This is a genomic window from Micromonospora sp. NPDC048169 (genome assembly GCF_040652815.1).
In the GTDB taxonomy this organism is placed as follows: domain Bacteria; phylum Actinomycetota; class Actinomycetes; order Mycobacteriales; family Micromonosporaceae; genus Micromonospora.
Genome location: NZ_JBEZMS010000004.1, coordinates 51,621 through 71,358 on the forward strand (window position 1 = coordinate 51,621; position 19,738 = coordinate 71,358).

The 19,738-nt window shown below is 73.1% G+C and carries 19 protein-coding genes; 12 read left to right on the forward strand and 7 right to left on the reverse strand.

Features of this window, described 5'->3' with window-relative positions:
- Positions 1–100 precede the first annotated feature (100 nt).
- The 8 genes from AB0D28_RS05190 to AB0D28_RS05225 all read left to right on the forward strand — a co-directional run bounded on the left by AB0D28_RS05190 (position 101) and on the right by AB0D28_RS05225 (position 10,362).
- Entirely contained in the window at positions 101–394 is a 294-nt protein-coding gene (locus tag AB0D28_RS05190; RefSeq protein WP_225980672.1) for a hypothetical protein, read from the forward strand.
- A complete protein-coding gene (locus AB0D28_RS05195) occupies positions 394–642 on the forward strand; it encodes a flavin reductase (protein ID WP_357382414.1) in 249 nt (82 codons plus the stop codon). The genes AB0D28_RS05190 and AB0D28_RS05195 overlap by 1 nt, the downstream gene beginning before the upstream one ends.
- A gap of 200 nt (positions 643–842) precedes the next feature.
- The gene (locus tag AB0D28_RS05200) at positions 843–2,207 is read left to right on the forward strand and encodes a glutamine synthetase family protein (RefSeq protein WP_357382416.1); all 1,365 of its coding nucleotides are present in this window, start codon (positions 843–845) and stop codon (positions 2,205–2,207) included.
- A 119-nt stretch (positions 2,208–2,326) separates the two neighbouring features.
- Positions 2,327–3,682 carry an aldehyde dehydrogenase family protein gene (locus tag AB0D28_RS05205; RefSeq protein ID WP_357382419.1) on the forward strand — a complete coding sequence of 452 codons (1,356 nt, stop codon included), beginning with the start codon at positions 2,327–2,329 and terminating at the stop codon, positions 3,680–3,682.
- 5 nt (positions 3,683–3,687) lie between these two features.
- Positions 3,688–4,455, forward strand: coding sequence for a 3-oxoacyl-ACP reductase (locus tag AB0D28_RS05210; RefSeq protein ID WP_357382421.1), 768 nt, complete (start codon positions 3,688–3,690; stop codon positions 4,453–4,455).
- Between the two features lie 11 nt (positions 4,456–4,466).
- On the forward strand, positions 4,467–5,186 hold the full coding sequence (locus AB0D28_RS05215) for a gamma-glutamyl-gamma-aminobutyrate hydrolase family protein (RefSeq protein ID WP_357382423.1): 720 nt from the start codon (positions 4,467–4,469) through the stop codon (positions 5,184–5,186).
- 205 nt (positions 5,187–5,391) lie between these two features.
- Positions 5,392–9,060: a SpoIIE family protein phosphatase gene (locus AB0D28_RS05220; RefSeq protein WP_357382425.1), complete on the forward strand. Its 3,669-nt coding sequence runs from the start codon at positions 5,392–5,394 to the stop codon at positions 9,058–9,060.
- Positions 9,061–9,114: 54 nt separating this feature from the next.
- Positions 9,115–10,362, forward strand: a complete 1,248-nt coding sequence (locus AB0D28_RS05225) for an FUSC family protein (protein ID WP_357382427.1) — start codon at positions 9,115–9,117, stop codon at positions 10,360–10,362.
- Between the two features lie 107 nt (positions 10,363–10,469).
- Here the strand turns inward: AB0D28_RS05225 and AB0D28_RS05230 are convergent, their stop codons facing one another.
- Together AB0D28_RS05230 and AB0D28_RS05235 are read right to left on the reverse strand one after the other, a co-directional pair.
- Positions 10,470–11,093, reverse strand: coding sequence for a DUF4352 domain-containing protein (locus AB0D28_RS05230; protein WP_357382429.1), 624 nt, complete (start codon positions 11,091–11,093; stop codon positions 10,470–10,472).
- Positions 11,094–11,467: 374 nt separating this feature from the next.
- Positions 11,468–11,782, reverse strand: a complete 315-nt coding sequence (locus AB0D28_RS05235) for an STAS domain-containing protein (RefSeq protein ID WP_357382431.1) — start codon at positions 11,780–11,782, stop codon at positions 11,468–11,470.
- A 94-nt stretch (positions 11,783–11,876) separates the two neighbouring features.
- Here AB0D28_RS05235 and map point away from each other — a divergent pair, with 94 nt between their 5' ends.
- Entirely contained in the window at positions 11,877–12,734 is an 858-nt protein-coding gene (gene map / locus AB0D28_RS05240; protein ID WP_357382433.1) for a type I methionyl aminopeptidase, read from the forward strand.
- On the forward strand, positions 12,731–13,447 hold the full coding sequence (locus AB0D28_RS05245; protein WP_357382435.1) for a VIT1/CCC1 transporter family protein: 717 nt from the start codon (positions 12,731–12,733) through the stop codon (positions 13,445–13,447). The genes map and AB0D28_RS05245 overlap by 4 nt, the downstream gene beginning before the upstream one ends.
- Before the next feature lie 19 nt (positions 13,448–13,466).
- Here the strand turns inward: AB0D28_RS05245 and AB0D28_RS05250 are convergent, their stop codons facing one another.
- Together AB0D28_RS05250 and AB0D28_RS05255 are read right to left on the reverse strand one after the other, a co-directional pair.
- Complete coding sequence (locus tag AB0D28_RS05250) at positions 13,467–13,961, reverse strand: hypothetical protein (protein WP_357382437.1); 495 nt, start codon at positions 13,959–13,961, stop codon at positions 13,467–13,469.
- Positions 13,946–15,016, reverse strand: a complete 1,071-nt coding sequence (locus AB0D28_RS05255) for a helix-turn-helix transcriptional regulator (protein WP_357382439.1) — start codon at positions 15,014–15,016, stop codon at positions 13,946–13,948. The genes AB0D28_RS05250 and AB0D28_RS05255 overlap by 16 nt, the downstream gene beginning before the upstream one ends.
- 214 nt (positions 15,017–15,230) lie before the next feature.
- On the opposite strand from AB0D28_RS05255, the gene AB0D28_RS05260 reads away from it, so the two are divergent.
- Entirely contained in the window at positions 15,231–15,551 is a 321-nt protein-coding gene (locus tag AB0D28_RS05260; protein WP_357382441.1) for a DivIVA domain-containing protein, read from the forward strand.
- A complete protein-coding gene (locus AB0D28_RS05265; RefSeq protein WP_357382443.1) occupies positions 15,548–15,802 on the forward strand; it encodes a hypothetical protein in 255 nt (84 codons plus the stop codon). Before AB0D28_RS05260 ends, AB0D28_RS05265 begins: the two co-directional genes overlap by 4 nt.
- Before the next feature lie 8 nt (positions 15,803–15,810).
- Here AB0D28_RS05265 and AB0D28_RS05270 read toward each other — a convergent pair whose 3' ends face one another.
- The 3 genes from AB0D28_RS05270 to AB0D28_RS05280 are packed head-to-tail and all read right to left on the reverse strand — an operon-like array spanning position 15,811 to position 19,735.
- A complete protein-coding gene (locus AB0D28_RS05270; protein ID WP_357382445.1) occupies positions 15,811–16,278 on the reverse strand; it encodes a nitroreductase family deazaflavin-dependent oxidoreductase in 468 nt (155 codons plus the stop codon).
- A gap of 50 nt (positions 16,279–16,328) precedes the next feature.
- A complete protein-coding gene (locus AB0D28_RS05275) occupies positions 16,329–19,007 on the reverse strand; it encodes an ABC transporter permease (RefSeq protein WP_357382447.1) in 2,679 nt (892 codons plus the stop codon).
- Positions 19,004–19,735 (reverse strand): ABC transporter ATP-binding protein, encoded by a 732-nt coding sequence (locus tag AB0D28_RS05280; RefSeq protein WP_357382449.1) that lies wholly within the window; start codon positions 19,733–19,735, stop codon positions 19,004–19,006. The genes AB0D28_RS05275 and AB0D28_RS05280 overlap by 4 nt, the downstream gene beginning before the upstream one ends.
- Positions 19,736–19,738: the final 3 nt, after the last annotated feature.

The window sequence follows — 19,738 nt, forward strand, 5'->3', positions numbered from 1 at the left end:
CGTGGATGCGCGAGCCGACCCGGGTGTTTCCCACGGTTCGCCCGGGCAGCCCCGGTCGTCTGACACGGGCGCAGGAGTGGCGGGCGAACGGGGGCCGTTGGTGACGGCTCTGGTCGGTGTCCTCAGCGCCATCGGGCACATCGGGTACCAGCCGGACTGGAAATGCGAGCGCTGTCAGGAGCCGTGGCCGTGTCCCACTCTGCGTCGCATTCCGCGCGATCAGCTCGATCCGGCAGCGCTCATCCGGATGATGGCGTTCCTCGTGCGCGGCGCGATCCGGGATCTGCGTGGCCGAGTCGAGGGGCCCGAACCGCCCGAGATCGTCAGGCGGTTCTTCTGGTTCCTTCCGCTCAGCGACGACGAGGCGCGTGCAATCGCTCGAAGGCTGCGGTGATGGGCCGTCGCGTGGTTCCGCACCTGCCTATGCGTCCGCTCTGGCGGTGCCGCAACTGCGGCGCGGAGTGGCCCTGCCAGCCGGCCCGGCTGTCGCTACTCGTCGAGTACCGGGAGGACCGCACCGCGCTGCTGCTCCATCTCGGCGGGCTGATGGCCGAGGCGCGGGAACAACTCGCCCAGTTGAATCCCGACCACGCGCCGGACCTGCACCGCCGTTTCCTGGACTGGGCGCGGGTTCGTGGCTGACGCCGGGTGGGCTGTCCGCGTACCCCAGGGTCAGCTCGTGGCGCGGCGGTGGGCGGGCGGGAAGCGGAGGATGCGGTCGTCGCCGGCCACGACCGCGACGGTACGACGGCGCATGCGCTCTCCTCGGTTTCGCACCCGGCCCCGCCGGGGCATTGACGGTGATCCGGTTTGCCAGTAGACCTTGGTGATGGAGGCCCCTGATGAAACCAACGCCGCTCTCGCTGGAACAGTTGCGGGTCGCCGTCGCCGAGGGTGAGATCGACACGGTGGTGCTCGGCCTCACCGACATGCAGGGGCGCCTGCAGGGCAAGCGGTTCCACGCGCCCTACTTCCTCGACCAGGTGGTCGCGAACGGCAGCGAGGGCTGCAACTACCTGCTCGCCGTGGACGTCGACATGAACACCGTCGACGGGTACGCGATGTCGAGCTGGGAACGCGGCTACGGCGACTTCGCCATGCGCCCCGACCTGGAGACGCTGCGCCGGACGCCCTGGCAGCCCGGGTCCGTGCTGCTGCTCGCCGACCTGGAGTGGCTGGACGGCTCCGGCCCGGTGGTCGCCTCGCCCCGGCAGATCCTGCGCCGCCAGCTCGACCGGCTGGCCGCGCACGGGCTCACCGCGTACGCGGGCACCGAGCTGGAGTTCGTGCTCTACCGCGACTCGTACGAGGAGGCGTGGCAGCGTGGCTACCGCGACCTGACCCCGGCCAACCAGTACAACGTGGACTACTCGCTGCTGGGCACCGCCCGGGTCGAGCCGCTGCTGCGCCGCATCCGCACCGAGATGGCCGGCGCCGGGCTGACCCCGGAGAGCGCGAAGGGCGAGTGCAACCTCGGCCAGCACGAGATCGCGTTCCGGTACGACGAGGCGGTGCGCTGCGCCGACCACCACGTCATCTACAAGAACGGCGCGAAGGAGATCGCCGCCCAGGAGGGCATGTCGATCACGTTCATGGCCAAGCCGAACGAGCGGGAGGGCAACTCCTGCCACATCCACTTCTCGCTGCGCGACGCGTCCGGCTCCTCGGCCATGCTGGGCGACGGGCCGGCGCACCTGAGCGTCACCGGGCAGCGGGTGCTGGCCGGGCTGCTGGCCACCATGCGCGAGTTCAGCCTGTTCTTCGCGCCGAACATCAACTCCTACAAGCGTTACCAGCCCGGCTCGTTCGCGCCGACCGCGTTGCGCTGGGGCACCGACAACCGCACCTGTGCGCTGCGGCTGGTCGGGCACGGGCAGGGGATGCGGGTGGAGAACCGGGTGCCGGGGGCCGACGTGAACCCGTACCTGGCGATCGCCGCGCTGGTGGCCGGCGCGGTGCACGGCATCGAGAACGAGCTGGAGCTGGCCGACGAGTGCACCGGCAACGCGTACGACGACCCGGACGCCGAGCGGGTGCCGACCACGCTGCGCGACGCGCTGGACCTGTGGCAGCGTTCGACAGTGGCCCGGGAGGCGTTCGGCGACGAGGTGGCCGACCACTACGCCAACCAGGCGAAGGTCGAGCTGACCGCCTTCGACGCCGCCGTGACGGACTGGGAACTGACCCGTGGCTTCGAACGCCTCTGAGGTGTCCGCCCCCAGTCTCCGCGCCGATCTTGCACTTGCGGCCCCGGGTGCGGGTGTCATGCGACTTTTGCCGGGGCGGCAAGTGCAAGATCGCGGGGGCGAGGGGGAGGGGGACGCGCGTGGGTGAGGTGATTTCGCCCGTCGACGGGGCCGGTATCGGGGTCGTTCCGGGGTGCTCCGTTGACGACGTGGACGCGGCCGTCGCGCGGGCTTCCGCCGCGTTCGAGGGGTGGCGTCGGGTGGCGCCCGGGGATCGGGGGCGGCTGCTGCGGCGGTTCGCCGCACAGGTCGACGCGCACCTGGAGGAACTGGCGCTCCTTGAGGTGCGCAACGCCGGGCACACCATCGGCAACGCGCGCTGGGAGGCGGGCAACGTCCGCGACGTGCTCGACTACTACGCGGGCGCGCCGGAGCGGCTGACCGGGCACCAGATCCCGGTGCCCGGTGGGCTCGACGTCACGTTCCACGAGCCGTTGGGCGTGGTCGGCGTGATCGTGCCGTGGAACTTCCCGATGCCGATCGCCGGCTGGGGATTCGCCCCGGCGCTCGCCGCCGGCAACACGGTGGTGCTGAAACCGGCCGAGCTGACCCCGCTCACCGCGCTGCGCCTGGCCGAGCTGGCCCGCGACGCCGGCCTGCCCGAGGGCGTGTTCACAGTGCTGCCCGGCCGGGGCAGCGTGGTCGGCGAACGGTTCGTCACCCACCCGGCGGTCCGCAAGATCTGCTTCACCGGCTCGACCGAGGTCGGTACCCGGATCATGGCCGGCTGCGCCGCCCAGGTGAAGCGGGTGACGCTGGAGCTGGGCGGCAAGTCGGCGAACATCGTCTTCGCCGACGCGGACCTGGAGAAGGCGGCGGCCACCGCGCCGTACGCGGTCTTCGACAACGCCGGCCAGGACTGCTGCGCCCGCTCCCGGATCCTGGTCCAGCGCCAGGCGTACGACAGGTTCCTGGAACTGCTCGAACCAGCCGTACGGGCGGTGCGGGTGGAGGACCCGTCCCGGGACACGGCCGAGATGGGCCCGCTGATCTCCGCCGCGCACCGGGACCGGGTCGCCGGGTACGTCGACGGGGCGGACGTGGCCTTCACCGGCTCGTGCCCCGACGGCCCCGGCTTCTGGCACGCCCCGACGGTGCTGCTCGCCGGCTCCCCGGCCGACCGGCACTGGCGGGAGGAGATATTCGGCCCGGTCGTCTCGGTGCTGCCGTTCGACGACGAGGCGGACGCGATCCGGCTCGCCAACGACACCGAGTACGGGCTCTCCGGCTCGATCTGGACCCGGGACGTCGGGCGGGCGGTGCGGGTGGCCCGCGCGGTCGAGTCGGGCAACCTCAGCGTCAACTCGCACTCCTCGGTGCGCTACTGGACCCCGTTCGGCGGGATGAAGCGCTCCGGCCTCGGCCGGGAGCTGGGTCCGGACGCGCTGCACGCCTTCACCGACGTCAAGAACGTGTTCATCGGCACCGAGGAGTGATCACAGTGCAGGGACGGCTTTCCGACCGGGTGGCGGTGGTGACCGGCGCGGGCAGCGGCATCGGGCTGGCCACCGTACGGCGTTTCGCCGCCGAGGGCGCCCGGGTGGTGTGCGTGGACATCGACGCCGACGCCGGCACCCGGGCCGCGCAGGAGGTGGGCGGCGAGTTCGTGGCCGCCGACGTGGCCGACGAGACGGCGGTCCGCGACCTGTTCGACGGGGTGGTGGAGCGGCACGGCCGGGTGGACGTGTCGTTCCACAACGCCGGCATCTCGCCGCCGGACGACGACTCGATCCTGGAGACCGGCCTGGACGCATGGGAGCGGGTGCTGCGGGTCAACACCACGAGCGTCTACCTGTGCTGCAAGTACGTCATCCCGCACATGCGCCGGCAGGGCAAGGGCTCGATCATCAACACCGCCTCGTTCGTGGCGCTGATGGGCGCGGCCACGTCGCAGATCGCGTACACGGCGAGCAAGGGCGGGGTGCTGGCGATGACCCGGGAGCTGGGCGTGCAGTTCGCCCGCGAGGGCATCCGGGTCAACGCGCTGTGCCCCGGGCCGGTGGCCACGCCGCTGCTGCTGGAGCTGTTCGCCAAGGACCCGGAGCGGGCCGCCCGGCGGCTGGTGCACGTGCCGATGGGCCGGTTCGGCGATCCGACCGAGATCGCCGCAGCCGTGGCGTTCCTCGCCAGCGACGACGCGTCGTTCATGACCGCCGCGCAGTTCGTCGTCGACGGCGGCATCACCGGCGCCTACGTCACACCCCTGTGAGAGCGCGCACTGTGAGCGCGAGAAGGCCGGTCATCGGCATCACCGCGTACGTCGAGCCGGCCGGCTGGGCGGTGTGGCGGGACGTACCGGCGACGCTCGTGCCGCACGCGTACGTCCGGGCGGTCACCGCTGCCGGCGGCCGGGCCGTGGTGCTGCCCCCTGACGATCTCGACGCGGACGTGCTGGGGCTGCTGGACGGGCTGCTGCTGGCCGGCGGCGCGGACGTCGGCCCGGAGCGGTACGGCGAGCCGCCGGACCCGCGCACCGAGAGCCGGCCGGAGCGCGACGCCGGGGAGACGACGTTGCTGACCGCCGCGCTCGCCGCCGACCTGCCCGTGCTGGGCGTGTGCCGGGGCATGCAGTTGCTCGCCGTGGCGTACGGCGGTCTGCTGCACCAGCACCTGCCGGACGTGGTCGGGCACGACGGGCACCGTCCCGCGCCGGGCGTCTACGGGTCGCATCCGGTGCGCTTCGCCGAGGACAGCCTGGCCGGGCGGGTGATGGCCGGCGTGGACCGGGTCAACTCGTACCACCATCAGGCGGTGGCCGACCCCGGCGGCCTGGCGGTCACCGGCTGGGCCGGCGACGGGGTGATCGAGGCGGTGGAGGATCCGGCGCGGCGCTTCGTGCTCGGGGTGCAGTGGCATCCGGAGAACGAACCGGATCCGCGGCCGGTGGTCGCGCTGGTCCGGGCCGCCGTGTCGGCCAGATCACACACCCGCGTTTCGTAGGTGGGGACGGGCGGATCGGCGGTCCCGTCGCCGGGGCGGTGACCGCCCGAGTCGCACCGGGCCGTCGGTTACGCCAGGATGAGGCCGAGGTAACCAGCGTCGAACGGTGCGGGTGCGTTACGTTGCTCCTCCGTCGGGGTAGTAGGCGGGGACGGTCGGCGGAGCATCGCCGGCCGTCACGATCATGGCCGGAGCGGGAGGCTACATGAGCTCGGCCCACGGGGGCGGGGAGGACGGTCGTTCGTCCCCCGCGGCCGGCGAGGCGTCACTACCGCCGCTGCTCGCCGCGGCGTTCGCCGCCGGCGGTGAGATGGGCGGCCGGCTGCGCGGCTTCGACTGGTCCACCACCGCCCTCGGCAGCCCGGACCGCTGGCCCGCGGCGCTGTGCCACGCCGTGAGCACCATGCTGTCGTCCCGCGCCCAGATGGTCGTCTTCTGGGGCGAGGAGCACCTGGCCTTCTACAACGACGCCTACCGGCCGACCATCGGCGACAAGCACCCGGCCGTGATCGGGCAGCCCGCCCGGCGGCACTGGGCGGAGACCTGGGACGTGCTCGGCCCGCTGCTGGACGGCGTGCGCCGCACCGGCGTGCCGTACCGGGGCGAGAACCACCCCTTCGTGCTCGACCGCCACGGTTTCCTGGAGGACGTCTACTTCGACGTCTCGTACGACCCGATCCGCAGCGCCGACGGCACCGTCGGCGGTCTGTTCTGCTTCGTCAACGAGACCACCGGCCGGGTGCTCGGCGAGCGCCGGCTGCGCGCCCTCGCCGAGCTGGGCAACGAGCTGGGCGACGTGCCGGGCCTGCTCGAATTGGGCCAAGCCGTCACTCGGGTGCTCGACGCCCACCGCGCCGACGTGCCGTTCAGCGCGCTGTGGTTCGCCGACGAGCGCGGCACACTCGTGCCGGGCGGCTGCTCGGGCGTGGATCCGGCCACCGTCGCCGGTCCGCCGCCCGGCCTGCCCGACGGCGAGCCGTTCACCGAGCCGCGCTGGATCGCCACCGCCGAGCTGCCGGGCGCGGTGCCGCCGGACGCCGCCGACCAGGCGCTCCTGCTGCCGCTGACGGCCACGAACGAGCCGGCCGGCGTACTGCTGCTCGGGGTGTCGCGCCGGCTGCCGTTCACCGACGACTACCGCGACTTCGTCGACCTGGTCGCCGCGCAGGTGTCCCGGGCCGTGGGCAAGCAGCGGGCGTACGAGCAGGAACGCGCCCGCGCCGCCGAGCTGGCCGCGCTGGACCGCGCCAAGACCAACTTCTTCGCCAACGTGAGCCACGAGTTCCGTACCCCGCTCACGCTGGTGCTCGGACCGATGGAGGAGATGCTCGCCGACCGGGAGCTGCCGGACCGCTACCTCGACCGGCTCACCGTCATGCACCGCAACGGGCTGCGCCTGCTCAAGCTGGTCAACACGGTGCTCGACTTCTCCCGGCTGGAGTCCGGCCGCCTGGCCGCCCGCTACCAGCCCACCGACCTGTCCGACCACACGTCCCGGCTGGCCAGCACGTTCCGCTCGGCCACCGAGCGGGCCGGGCTGCGCCTGGTGGTGGACTGCCCGCCGCTGCCCGCGCCGGTCTACGTCGACCGGGACATGTGGGAGAAGATCGTCCTCAACCTGGTGTCGAACGCGGTCAAGTTCACCTTCGACGGCGAGATCCGGGTCCGGGTCCGCGCGACCGACGGCGCCGCCGTCCTGGAGGTGTCCGACACCGGCGTCGGCATCGCGCCGGAGGAACTGCCGCAGGTCTTCGAGCGGTTCCACCGGGTGGCCGGCGCCCGCTCCCGTACCCACGAGGGCACCGGCATCGGGCTCGCGCTGGTCCGCGAGCTGGTCGAGATGCACGGCGGCACGGTGACCGCGCGCAGCGTCGTCGACCGCGGCACCACGTTCACCGTGACACTGCCGTTCGGGTACGCGCACCTGCCCGCCGACCGGGTGGCCGCGCTGTCGCCGGTGCCGCTCAGCGAACCGGAGCAGGCCCGCCTGTACGTCGCCGAGACGGCACTCTGGACCGACGAGGTGGCCCGTCCCACCGGCCTGCCGGAGCCGTCCGGCTCGCCGGGTGGGTCCGGCCGCATCCTGTTCGCCGACGACAACCCCGACCTGCGCGAGCACGTCTGCCGGCTCCTCTCCCCGGCGTACGAGGTGGTGGCCGTGCCGGACGGCGTGGAGGCGCTGCGGCTGGCCGTCGAGACCCCGTTCGACCTGGTGCTGACCGACGTGATGATGCCCCGGCTGGACGGCTTCGGGCTGGTCGCCGCGTTGCGGGCCGAGCCGGCCACCCGGCACGTGCCGATCGTGCTGCTCTCCGCGCGGGCCGGCGCCGCCGAGGAGGTCGCCGGCCTGTCCACCGGCGCGGACGACTACCTGACCAAGCCGTTCTCCAGTCAGGAGCTGGTGGCCCGGGTGCGGGCCAACGTCGAGCTGGGCCAGTTGCGCGGGCAGATCATCCGCCGGCTGCGGGCACTCGCCGACGCCGCCGTGGAGATCAACACCGCCCGGTCCACCGCCGAGGTGGTACGGGTGGCCGCCCGGCACGCGCTGCGCCTGGCCGAGGCCGGACGGGTCCGGGTCACCGCCACCGGGGCCCGCCACGAGGAGGACGCCGGCGGCGACCTGCCCGCCGAGCCGAGCGTCGTGCTGCCGCTCACCGGCACCTCCGGCGAGCAGCTCGGCGAGCTGCTGGTGTGGCGCCGGGAGGGCGGCGGCACCGAGGAGGCGGCGCTGACCGAGCTGGCCCGGCTGGTCGGCGTACGGCTGGAGAACGCCCAGCTCTACGAGGCCGAGCACCACATCGCCACCACGCTCCAGCACAGCCTGCTGCCACGTACGCTGCCGCAGCTGCCCGGCGCGGTGGTGGCCAGCCGCTATCTGCCAGGCAGCGCCGACGTGGAGGTCGGCGGCGACTGGTACGACGTGATGGCCACCCCCGACGACGACCTGGTGCTCGTCATCGGCGACGTGGTGGGCAAGGGCGTGCGGGCCGCCGCGGCGATGGGCCAGCTCCGCAACGCGCTGCGGGCGTACGTCCTGGAGGGCTACGACCCGGGGGAGGCGCTGACCCGGCTCAACCGGCTGGTCCACTCCGCCGGCAGCGGCTCCTTCGCCACAGTGGTCTGCCTCGGCTTCTCCCCGCGCACCGGGCGGATCCGGTACGCCAGCGCGGGCCACCCCTCACCCCTGCTGATCCGAGGAGAGGACGTGGCGTTCCTGCACGATCGGGCCCTCGGACCGCCGATCGGCGCGATCCCCGGCGCCGTCTACCCGGCCGCCGAGGGGGAGATCGCCCCGGGCCACCGGCTCCTGCTCTACACCGACGGCCTGATCGAGGACCGCTCCGCCGGCATCGACGCCGGGCTGGGCCAGTTGCGGGCGGACGCGTCGACGCGCGCCGGGCACGTGGCGGACCTGGTCGACGCCGTCATGGCCCGGGTGGCCGGGCGGTCCCGGCACGACGACGTGGCGGTGCTCGCGCTGGAGGCGGCCGAACTGAACCGGTTCGCGCTGCGCCTGCCCGCCGACCCGACCCGGCTCAGCGTGCTGCGCAAGCGGCTGGAGGACTTCCTCGTCGCCCACCAGGTCGGCGAGACCGACCTGTTCGACCTGACGGTGGCGGTGTCCGAGGCGGCGGCGAACGCGATCGAACACCCGGTCGACCCGGCGGAACCGACGATCGAGGTCGAGGTGACGATCGCCGACCGCACGGTCACCGCGACCATCCGGGACAGCGGGCGCTGGCGGGAGTCGAGCGGGTCGAGCTTCCGGGGACGCGGGCTGGCGCTGATCCAGGCGCTGGGGGAGATGAACGTGACCCGTACCGAGGAGGGCACCGAGTTGACGCTGCGCCGCCGGCTGACCGACCGGGACTGAGGCTGTTTGCCGCGTAAAGCGGATCAAATGCGGCGAAATTACTAGGATCGCCTCATGGGGCGTGAGCCGTTCCGTCCTTCCCACGGCAGCGGGAACGACCCGGTAGGTGCGGCGTGGACGGCGATTCGCCGTACCGGCCGGGACACTGTGCGGGATCGGCTGCGGCGGGTGCGGTTGAGCCTGCTCGTGGCGGTGCAGTGCGGGGTGGCCGCCGCAGTCGCGTGGTGGGTCGCGAAGGACCTGATCCACAACCCGCAACCGCTGTTCGCGCCCGCCGTCGCGGTCGGCACCATCGCCAGTTCGGTGAGCCAGCGCTTCCGCCGTACGCTGCTGCTGGTCGCCGGCGTGGCGGTGGGCATCATGCTGGGCGACCTGCTGGTCTCCTGGGTCGGGCAGGGATACGTACAGATCGGCGTCATCGTCGCCGCCGCGATCCTCGTCGCCGTCCTGCTCAGCGACGAGGGCGCGTTCGTCACCCAGGTCGGCGGCAGCGCGATGGTGATCGCCGTGCTGTTCCCGGCCCGGACCGACATCGCGCTGCCCCGCTTCCTCGACGGCGTCGTCGGTGGGGCGGTCGGCATCCTGGTCGCGGTCGTGGTGCTGCCCCTGAACCCGATCTACCGGATCCGGCGGGCCGGCCGGCCCCTGCTCAACCAGATGGCCGCCGGGCTGGACCGCCTGGCCGACGCGGCCCTGGCCCGGGACGCCGAGCTGGCCCGTCAGGTCCTCGACACCCTGCGCCGGCTCGACACCTCGGACGTGGAGACCGTGCTGTCGGCAGCCGACGAGGTCGTCCGCATCTCGCCGCTACGGTGGCACAACCAGAGCGCGCTGCAGGGGTGGCGGCACGGCGCCATCCTCATGATCCGGTCCCTGCTGCACAGCCGCGACGTCGCGCTCAACCTCGAACGCGCGATCCGTGACGACGAGCCCGTTCCGCCGTCGCTCGCCGAGGCCGTGCGGTGCCTGGCCGAGGCCGCGCGCACCGTCGCTGCGGGCTGGTCCCCGTCCACCGACCGGCCCTCCCGATCCCAGCGGGCCGCGATGTCGGCCCTCCGTCTGGCCCAGGAGGCGTTGCGCAGCGGTCTGCGCGTCGGCGGCATCAACGTGGCGAACGAACTCACCATCATCGCGGTGAACACGATCCGGGCGAGCGGGGTGCGCAAGCGCGACGCCGAGTCGTTGCGTCGTGATCTCGCCCCGGACACCGCGGGGGAGACGGGAGAGCGGCACCCCGCGTCGGGTCCGGGGCGGCCGGAACCGGGGCAGGGCCTGTCGCCCGGGATGGGAGAGGCCTCTTAGCCGGAGGGCAACCGAGTCGCGGTCCAAGGCCCAGCTCTCAACCGGGAACTGGGCCTTGGACCTGCTCCGGCACAGGAGACGTCGTCCAGGTCAGGCTGGCGTGCCGGTCAGAGCATGACCTCCGCGTCCTCGGCGAGGGTGAAAAGCCCGGCGTCGAACACCAGCTTCACCAGCTTCGTTCCCTTCGGTACGTCGAAGTAGACGTTCGCCTTCACGGCGTTCCCCGGGTTGATCTCGTCGAGGAAGCCCTCGCCGTCCTCGTTGCCGTAGATCGCCGCCTCACCGTCGGCCTCGTACTCCCGGCCGCGTCCGTCGTGTGCGCTGACGGTGCCGTCGGCGTGGAACAGCTTCGCCTTCTTGGTGACGTTCTTCGCGGTCAGGACGACCCGGCAGAAGCTGCCCTGCGCCTTCTTGTTGAGGAAGTCACTGCCGACCTTGGCGATGCCGCACTTGATGCTGTGTGCGGTGAATTCGAAGTCACCACCGCGTACCGTGTCGCCGATCCGGTAGACCTTCGGCGCGTCGGCGGGCTTCTCGCTCTTGACCGGCGGTGGTGCGGCGGCCGAGGTGGGAGCGGAGGTCGAGGCCAGCCCGGCGCCGTCAGCAGCAGGGGCGACGGAAGCGCCGCTGCCGGCCGCGCCGGGGCTCTTGTCGTCGCCGGTCAGGGCGAGCAGGGCCGGTCCACCGCAGCAGAACACCACGACGACGGCGACACCGATGAGCACCGGCATGAGCCACTTCTTCTTCGGCGGCGGTCCGAAGCCAGGCTGACCGGGCGGAGGCGGATACGCGCCAGGGGGACCGGGCGGCGGCGGGGGATAGGAGCCCGGGGGACCGGGCGGTGGCGGGTACGAGCCAGGGTTATGCGGTGCGGTCATGGTGATGCGCTCCCAGGAGATGTGCCCCCGCGCCCCGCGGAGGCGATCACCGACGCTGCCACATAGCCCTTGGCCCGCATAGATCGTTCATTGTCCGGTGCCCGACCGCGTTCACCCGAACAGTTCGCGCACCGTGACCTCGACGGCCGCGAGAATTCCACCGCAGTCGTAGGGGAATGGCCGGAACGGGCGAGCACGCCTCCGGAATCCGGACAGGTTCCGCGCGGTCAGGTGCGGGCGAGCCAGTCCTGGTCGCCCAGGCCGGAGATGTCGAGCACGCGCCGGACCTGCGGGGACGGCAGCACGGTGAGCGCGGCCGGGAACCGCTGCGCGAGCCGGACCACCGCGTGGATGGCGGCCGAGTCGAAGAAGGTGACCGCCCGCAGGTCGAGCGTGAGCTGCTTGGCAGGCTCGCGGAGCGCGGTCTGGAACATGGTGTCGGCGGTCGCCATGTCGACCTCGCCGGTCACCTGGACGCGCACCTGGTCGCCGTCGACCTGCGCCGTCACGGAGAAGACGGGCGCCGCGCCCCCTTGATCCACGGAGCAACAATGGCACAGCGTTTGCGGCACGGCAATAATCTGCCCGGCGGGCCTGTGGCGAGGGGCACATCCGCCCCGGCGATAGGCTTGGAGCATGACCGTCCGTGCGCCGCTGACCCCCGGCACGCTCTCCCCGTGGCGAGCGGTTCCCGCCCACATCCCGCGCCCGGAGTACGTGGGTAAGAAGCGCCCGCAGGAGTGGCGCGGCTCGCACGTGCAGACGCCGGAGACCATCGAGAAGATGCGCGTGGCCGGGCGTCTCGCCGCGCAGGCCACCCAGCTCGCCGGAGAGCACTGCAAGCCCGGGGTGACCACCGACGAGATCGACAGGGTGGTGCACGAGTTCCTCTGCGACCACGGCGCCTACCCGTCGACGCTCGGCTACCGGGGCTTCCCCAAGTCGTGCTGCACCAGCCTCAACGAGGTGATCTGCCACGGCATCCCGGACACCACGGTGCTCCAGGACGGCGACATCATCAACGTCGACGTCACCGCGTTCCTGGACGGTGTGCACGGCGACACCGACGCGACGTTCTGCGTGGGTGAGGTGAGCGAGGAGGCCCGCCTGCTGGTCGAGCGGACCCACACGGCGATGATGCGCGGCATCAAGGCCATCGCGCCGGGGCGGCAGATCAACGTCATCGGCCGGGTGATCGAGTCGTACGCGAAGCGCTTCGGCTACGGCGTGGTCCGCGACTTCACCGGGCACGGCATCGGCGAGGCGTTCCACAGTGGCCTCTACGTGCCGCACTACGACAGCCCGCGCCCCACCGACGTGATGGAGCCCGGCATGACGTTCACCGTCGAGCCGATGATCACGCTCGGCACCTACCAGTACGACATGTGGGACGACGGCTGGACGGTCGTCACCAAGGATCGCAAGTGGACGGCCCAGTTCGAGCACACCATCGTCGTGACCGACGACGGCTACGAGATCCTGACGCTGCCGTGACCGACACCCCTGCGGCACTGCGCGAGGCGCACCACGCGGACGTCTCCGGCGGCTGGCTGCGTCCGGCCGTCTTCGGCGCGATGGACGGGCTGGTCACCAACATCGCGCTGATCGCCGGTGTGGGCGGCGGCGGGGTGTCGCCGCGCAGCGTGGTGCTCACCGGCGCGGCCGGCCTGGTGGCCGGCGCCATCTCGATGGGCCTCGGCGAGTACACGAGCGTCCGGTCGGCGAACGAGCAGGTCGCCGCCGAGGTGGCCAAGGAGCGGCGCGAGCTGGAACGCCACCCGGAGGCCGAGGCCCGGGAACTCGCAGACGCTTGGGTCGCCCGTGGACTGTCCCGCGAACTGGCGACACAGGTCGCCGAGGCGGTACGCGCCAACCCGGAGGAGGCGCTGCGGGTGCACGTACGGGAGGAGCTGGGCGTCGACCCCGACGACCAGCCCAGCCCGTGGGCCGCAGCGATCTCGTCGTTCGTCTGCTTTTCGATCGGCGCGCTGGTGCCGCTGCTGCCGTACCTTCTCGGCTTCACCAGCCTCTGGCTGGCGCTCGCCGTCGGCGGCGTCGGCCTCTTCGTCGCCGGTGCGATCGTGGCCCGGTTCACCAACCGCGCCTGGTGGCGTGCCGGTCTGCGGCAGTTGCTGCTCGGCGCGCTGGCGGCCGGCGCGACCTACCTGATCGGCGCGCTGATCGGCGTCAGCGGCGGTATCGGCTGAGGCTGAGCCACCCCGGCCGTCAACCGGACAGCAGGTCGTCGATGGTGCCGTCGACCGGCCGTCCCCGGGCGGCCAGCTCCTCGGCCTGCCGGGTCAGCACCGCGCCGACCTCCGTCATGTCCGCCCCGGCCAGCCCGGTACGCCGCACCGCGTCCCCCGGGTCGCGGAAGTAGGTGCGGCTGAACAGTCCCTGCACCGTCGCGGCGGCCAGCCGCGCCTCGCCGAGCATCAGCAGCGCCTGGTCCGTCTCGTACCACTCGGCCAGCCGCAACGCGCGGGCGTGCGCCGCGCTGCCCCGGTACCACGCCTGCCGCGCGACACCGGTGAACTCGGCCGGCCGGGCCCGCGCCAGCCGCGCCAGGTGCTCGTCGCGCAGCTTCCGCAGCCAGCCGGTCGGATCGTGCAGGGCGCGGGTGGTCACGTACCGGTCCGCTGCCAGCGGCCAGCGGGACGTGATCGTCGTCGCCCGGCGCAGGTAGTCGTCCGCCCCGGCCACTGTCAGGTCGACGAGCACCCCGTCCACCCGCCGCGTGGCGGGCGGCGGCCCGGCGCCGGGCCGGTAGGTGACGACCAGCAGGCCGACCTCGCGGTCCCCGCCGCCGTCGTCGTCGCCGTGCGCGAGCGGACCGTGTACGGCGACCGCCAGCACGTCCGCCGGGAACCGCCGCAGGGCCGCAGGCGGTGTTCCGGCCAGCCCCACAGCGACTCGACGTCCCCGACGACGGTTGCCGGGAGCTTCTCGATCTGCTCGCTCAGATGACGCACGGTCGCGACCGCCTCGTCGTGCCGGCCGGCGAGGGAGAGCGCCTGCGCCCGGCCCGCCAGCAGACCGCAAGTGGCTGCGGACGGCCTGGCGACGAGCGGCAGGACCTCTTCGGAGATCGTGACGACGGCGTCAGGCCGTCGACCGTCGTAGCAGCCGTTGACGATGTCCCAGGCACGCGTCAGGACTCGTGTGTCGGGATCGCGGGATTCGTCGGCGGCTCTCTGGGCGCTGGCCCACCATCTCCTCGACAGCAGGGCGTGTCCCGACGCGACGAGGCTGAGCGCGACGATCACCGACAGCGCCGCGGCGGCACGTAGCAGCTGTGGGCGGCGCCGATCGTCAGCTGCGGCGAGTTGATGCTGGAGGACTGTCAGATCCCGGCCGAGTTGGGTCATCAGCTGGTCGTGTGGCTGGCGATAGTAGGCCGTGCCGTAGGAGGCGACGATTTCTCCCCACGCGTCGGAGCCGACGTCGACCGCTGTGTCGAGGCCGTGCCGCAGCGCCTCCCAGCCGACCAGCCGGTCGACTGTGGGAAGAGCGGCGAGCGAAGTCATGGCTTGGAGGACCGACCTTCTCGGCATGTCGATGTCGTCGGCACAGCTGCTGTCGTACGCCTTCTTGAGCGAGCCGTTCTTCGACAGCGCCCGGTCGTAGGCGGCCACGACGGCAGGGTTGGCGGGGCGGTCGCCACGCTCGATCTGCCCGAGGTAGCCGAAGTCGTACCTGATGAGGTCGGCGAACTTCCGCAGTGACCAACCCGCGGCTACCCGATGCTGCCTGAGTATGTCCCCGAAACGGTCCATGCCGCCCTCTCCGGCTGTGGGCTTGCGTGTGGGCCCACTGCTCACCGCTGCCCCTGCTCTGCGTAATCGGGATGCTACCCACGCCGACCTATTCGGAGCGGCCCGTGTGAGCCCTGTCGGCGTACCGCGATCACGCTGCGACGACAGGTGCCGGGAGCGGGTTGTAATCGGCCCGCTCTCCACGGCCGGATGGCACCGACGAAGGACAGGTTCGATGAGGATCATCCCGTTCCGACGCCGACGCGACCGTCGGCCCGAGCGCCATGCGATGTGCTATCGCTCTGCGGCGTACCAGACGCTGCGCCCCTGGCAGGTACGGGAACGAACGTTCAGCTCCGCACCGCTGGGCCGACGCGGGCTCGATCCCGAACAGGTCCGGGAGTTCCTGGACCTGGTGGCGGGCGATCTCGCGACGGTCTATGACGCGTTGGCCGAGAGCCGCCGGGAGACCGGCCGGGTGAAGGACGCCCTGCGGCGCTGGCAGTCCGAGCAGGCCCGTGCGCGGGCCGGGCGGGAGCAGGAGCAGGAGCGATGACCGAGCGGTGGATCATCCATCTGCCGATGGTCGTCAACGACCTCGTGTCTGCGCAGCGACTCGCCCGTGTGGTCGCACATTGGAGCCACGTCCTCCCGCAGACCGAACCAGGCGGCACCAGCGTCTCTCCCGAGGACGATCAGAACGTGCGGCACTGGGTCTTCTGCGACCGCAACCTGGCCGAGGGACGCCGCTGCCTGCTCCGACCGGATCACGACGGCGACTGCTCGTCGCGACTCCGGCCACGGTGAGCCCTCGCTCAGGCGTTCGGGACCAGCCGGAACACGCGGATCTCGCGGCCACCGGCCCGCTCGACGTACGTGCGGTACGCGGGCCACTCCTGCACCAGCCGCTGAAACAGCCGTTCCCGTTCCTCGCCGGTGACCTGCTCGGCGGTGACCGGGATCCGGCGCCCCTTGACGTCCACCTCGGCGCCCGGGTTGGCCATCAGGTTGAACGTCCAGGACGGCTGGTGCTGCTGCCCCCAGTTCGAGCCGATCACCACGTAGGCGTCGCCGTCGGGGACGTACACCAGGGGGTTGCTGCGGGGCTTGCCGGAGCGGCGGCCGGTGGAGGTGAGCACCAGCGTGGGCACCAGCCCGAAGGCGACCACGCGCCCTTTCGTCATCCGGCCGACCAGCCGGTCGGCCGGGACGAGCAGGCGCATGGTGGCGCCGAACCAACGCTGGTGACCGAGACGGCGGGTGAGGGATCCCAGGGCTGACATCCGACAAGTGTGCCGCCCGCACCGTGGTCCGTCATCCCTCGGACGGTCAGTCAGTCGAGGCGGCGTTCGATCGGCAGGCGGGACCGGGTGAACAGCGCGGCGCCGCCCATCGCCACCAGCGGTACCACGACCAGCGCGGCGAGCGTCACGCCGGGCACCGTCACCGGGTACGGCGGCTGCACCGGCCAGGAGTCCGCGTACCGCTGGTTGAGCGCGGCGAGGACGACCACGGCGGAGCCGAGCCCGGCGACGATGCCCAGTGCGGAGCCGAGGACCGCGATGACCCCGGCCTGGCAGAGCGACAGCAGGCGTCGTACCCGGGGATCGGCGCCGACCGCCGCGAGCGTGGACAGGTCCCGGCGGCCCTCGGCCGCGGCGAGGCCGGTGGCCACGGCGGCGGCGCCGAGCGTGATCACCCCGGAGGCCACCGCCAGCAGGAGCAGCATCGGCCGCTGGTCCGACGGCGGGTCGGCGGTCGCCACCTGCGCCGACATGGGCCCGATCTCGAACAGCTCGTCGGTCAGCATCTCGGTCTGCTGCTCGGTGGGCGAGCCGGCGGTGTCCAGCAGGTAGCCCAACGGCACGGCGGACAGGCCGAGCGCGTCCGCGGCGGCGGGGGAGAGCACCAGCCGGTCGACGCTGAGACCGCCGCGCAGCGCGTACCCGGGCAGGAGACGCCCGGTGGGCGGGCCGCCGGAGTTGTAGTTGACCTCCACCCGGACCTGCCCGTCCGTCACCCGCCGGGCGTCGGTGACCACCACGCCCCCGGCGGCGAGCGTCCGGCGCGCGGCGGCCAGTTCGTCGGCGGGCGCGTCGGTGAGTGGGGCCAGCGCGGCGCCGTCGTCCACGAGCACCGGCAGGTACACGTCGACCGGCTCCTGGAAGGGGATCACGCAGCGCGGATCGCGCCGGGCCGAGTCGGGGACCGGGTCGGAGGAGGTGTACGGGCAGCGCTGCTCGGGCGGAACGACCGCGTACGCGGCGCAGTCGTCCTTCTCCCGGACGCTGCCGGCGCAGCCGGGAATCGCGACGGGCGTCACAGTGGCGTCGGGCAGGACGGTGCGGGCCCGGGTGGCGACGACGTCGGCCGACGGAGGATCCGCCGGGATGTCGCCGGAGTGGGTGAGCAGCACGTTCCCCGGCGGCAGGCCCGGCTGCCAGAGTTCCCGGGAGCGGGTCTCGTCGCTCGCCACGTAGACGCCGATCGCGACGCTTCCGGCGACCGCGGCCATCACCGCCGAGATGGCGGGCGCGGCCGACGACCGGTTGCGGCTGGCGTCGCGCAACGCGAGCCGGGGCGTCAGCGGCAGCAGCCGGCCGGCCCGGCCCAGGACCCCGACCAGCGTCGGGGTGCAGAACACCAGCCCCAGCTCACCCAGGGCGACGCCGGCCAGCACACCGGTCTGCGAGGTGCGGCCGGCGGCGAACGCGGCGAGAGCGGTTCCGGCGACGGTGAGCGCCACCCCGATCAGCAGCCAGCGGCGGCGTGGCCGGGTCGCGTCGCGCCGGCCGGCCAGGCCGGTCGCCACGTCCTGCCGGGCCGCCGTCCAGGCCGGCGCCATCGCCGCCAGCACCCCGGCCAGCACCGCCGTCGCGGCGATCGCCACCAGCGCGCTCGGGAAGATCCGGTACGCCCCGAGGCGCTCCCCGAGCACGTACTGCTCGACGAGCGGCCGGCCGGCGAACGCGGCGCCGATGCCGAGCAGCAGGCCGAGGGCGGCCCCGCCGGCGCCGAGCACCACCCCGTCGGCGAGCACGATCCGGCGCAGGTGGGAGGCGTCGCCACCGGCCACCGCGACGAGCGCGAGGTCCCGCCGCCGACGCCGGACGCTCACCGCGAAGGCCGGGCCGACCAGCAGCACCACCTCCAGCAGGCCCAGCCCGCCGACCACTCCGACGACGCCGGCCTCGTCAGCGTCCGGTACGCGCATGCCGCGGGTGAACTCCTGCCGTCCCGGCAGCGGGTCACGGACGACGACCTGGATGCCCTGCGCGTTCAGCCGGTCGACGAGCCCCGGGTCCAGCGGGCCGGGCAGGTCCACCAGCCAGGTGTCGCTGCCGACCGCGGCCTCCGGGATCACCCCGGCCATCGTGACCACGTCCCGGAGGTTGTCCGGGTACTCCACCACCCCGACCACCCGGTACGTGGCGCCGTCGATGCTGCGTACCGGGTCGCCGATGCGGGTCTCGAGCCGGCGCAGCGCCGCCGGGCTGACCGCGATCTCGTCGGGGCGTACCGGCGGCCGGCCGTCGCGTACCTCGGCCAGCGGCCGGGTGAGCGGGTCGGTCAGGTCCAGGGCGCGCGCCTCGATCGACTCGACGTGCCGGCCGACCCGCGTCGAGAACGTCATCCACCAGCGCGTGCGGGCGACCCGGCTGCCCTCGGGCAGCAGCGCGCGCACCTCCTCGGCGGTCGCCGGGCGGGTCCGGCCGACCCATTCGCCCTGGACCGGCCAGGCCGACTCGCCCCAGGCGTCCTGCGTCACAGGCACCAGGCTTTCCCAGCGCAGCGCGACGTCGCCGCCGCCGAGCTGGCGCTCGATGCGCTCGGCCCGGGTCAGATCGCCCATGTCGTAGCTGACCGCGGCGAAGCTGAGGCCGAACACCGGCAGCGCGATCATCACCAGCACCAGCAGCGTGCGCCGCCGGGCCCGCCGGGCCTCCCGGCGGGCGATCCGCAGCGCGGTCCGCCACGACCCGTTTACGGCGGCGAGGCGGCCGCCGGTCACCGGATGCTGCCGCTGAGCAGGTGGTCGACGCCGATCAGCGGGGCGGTCGAGTCGACCATCACGCCGTCGCGCAGGAAGACCACCCGGTCCGCCCAGCCGGCGTGCCGGGCCTCGTGGGTGACCAGCACCCCCGCCGCTCCGGCGTCCACCCGGCGGCGCAGCAGGTGCAGCACCGCCTCGCCGGTCTGGGAGTCCAGCGCGCCGGTCGGCTCGTCGGCGAGGACCAGGCGGCGCTCGCCGACGAGGGCCCGGGCGATCGCCACCCGCTGCTGCTGGCCGCCGGACATCTGGTCCGGGAAGCGGTCGGCCAGGTCCTCCAGGTCGACCTCGCGCAACGCGGCCAGGGCCGACTGGCGGGCCGCCCGTACGCCGGTGCCGTCCAGTTCCAGCGGCAGCGCCACGTTCTCCACGGCGGTCAGGCTGCCGAGGAGGTTCAGGTCCTGGAAGACGTATCCGATCCGGCGGCGGCGCAGCCGGGCCAGCTCGCGGGCGGAGAGCCCGACCAGTGCCTCGCCCTCGACCACCACCTCGCCGCCGGTGGGCCGGTCCAGGCCGCCGGCCAGCGCCAGCAGCGTGGACTTGCCGGACCCGGAGGGGCCCATCACCGCCACCAGTTCACCGGCCCGCACGGTCAGGCTCACGCCGCGCAGCGCGTGCACGGCGGCCTCGCCGGCGCCGTGGGTCCGGCGTACGTCCCGCAGTTCCAGCACCCCGTCGATCGGGTCCATCAG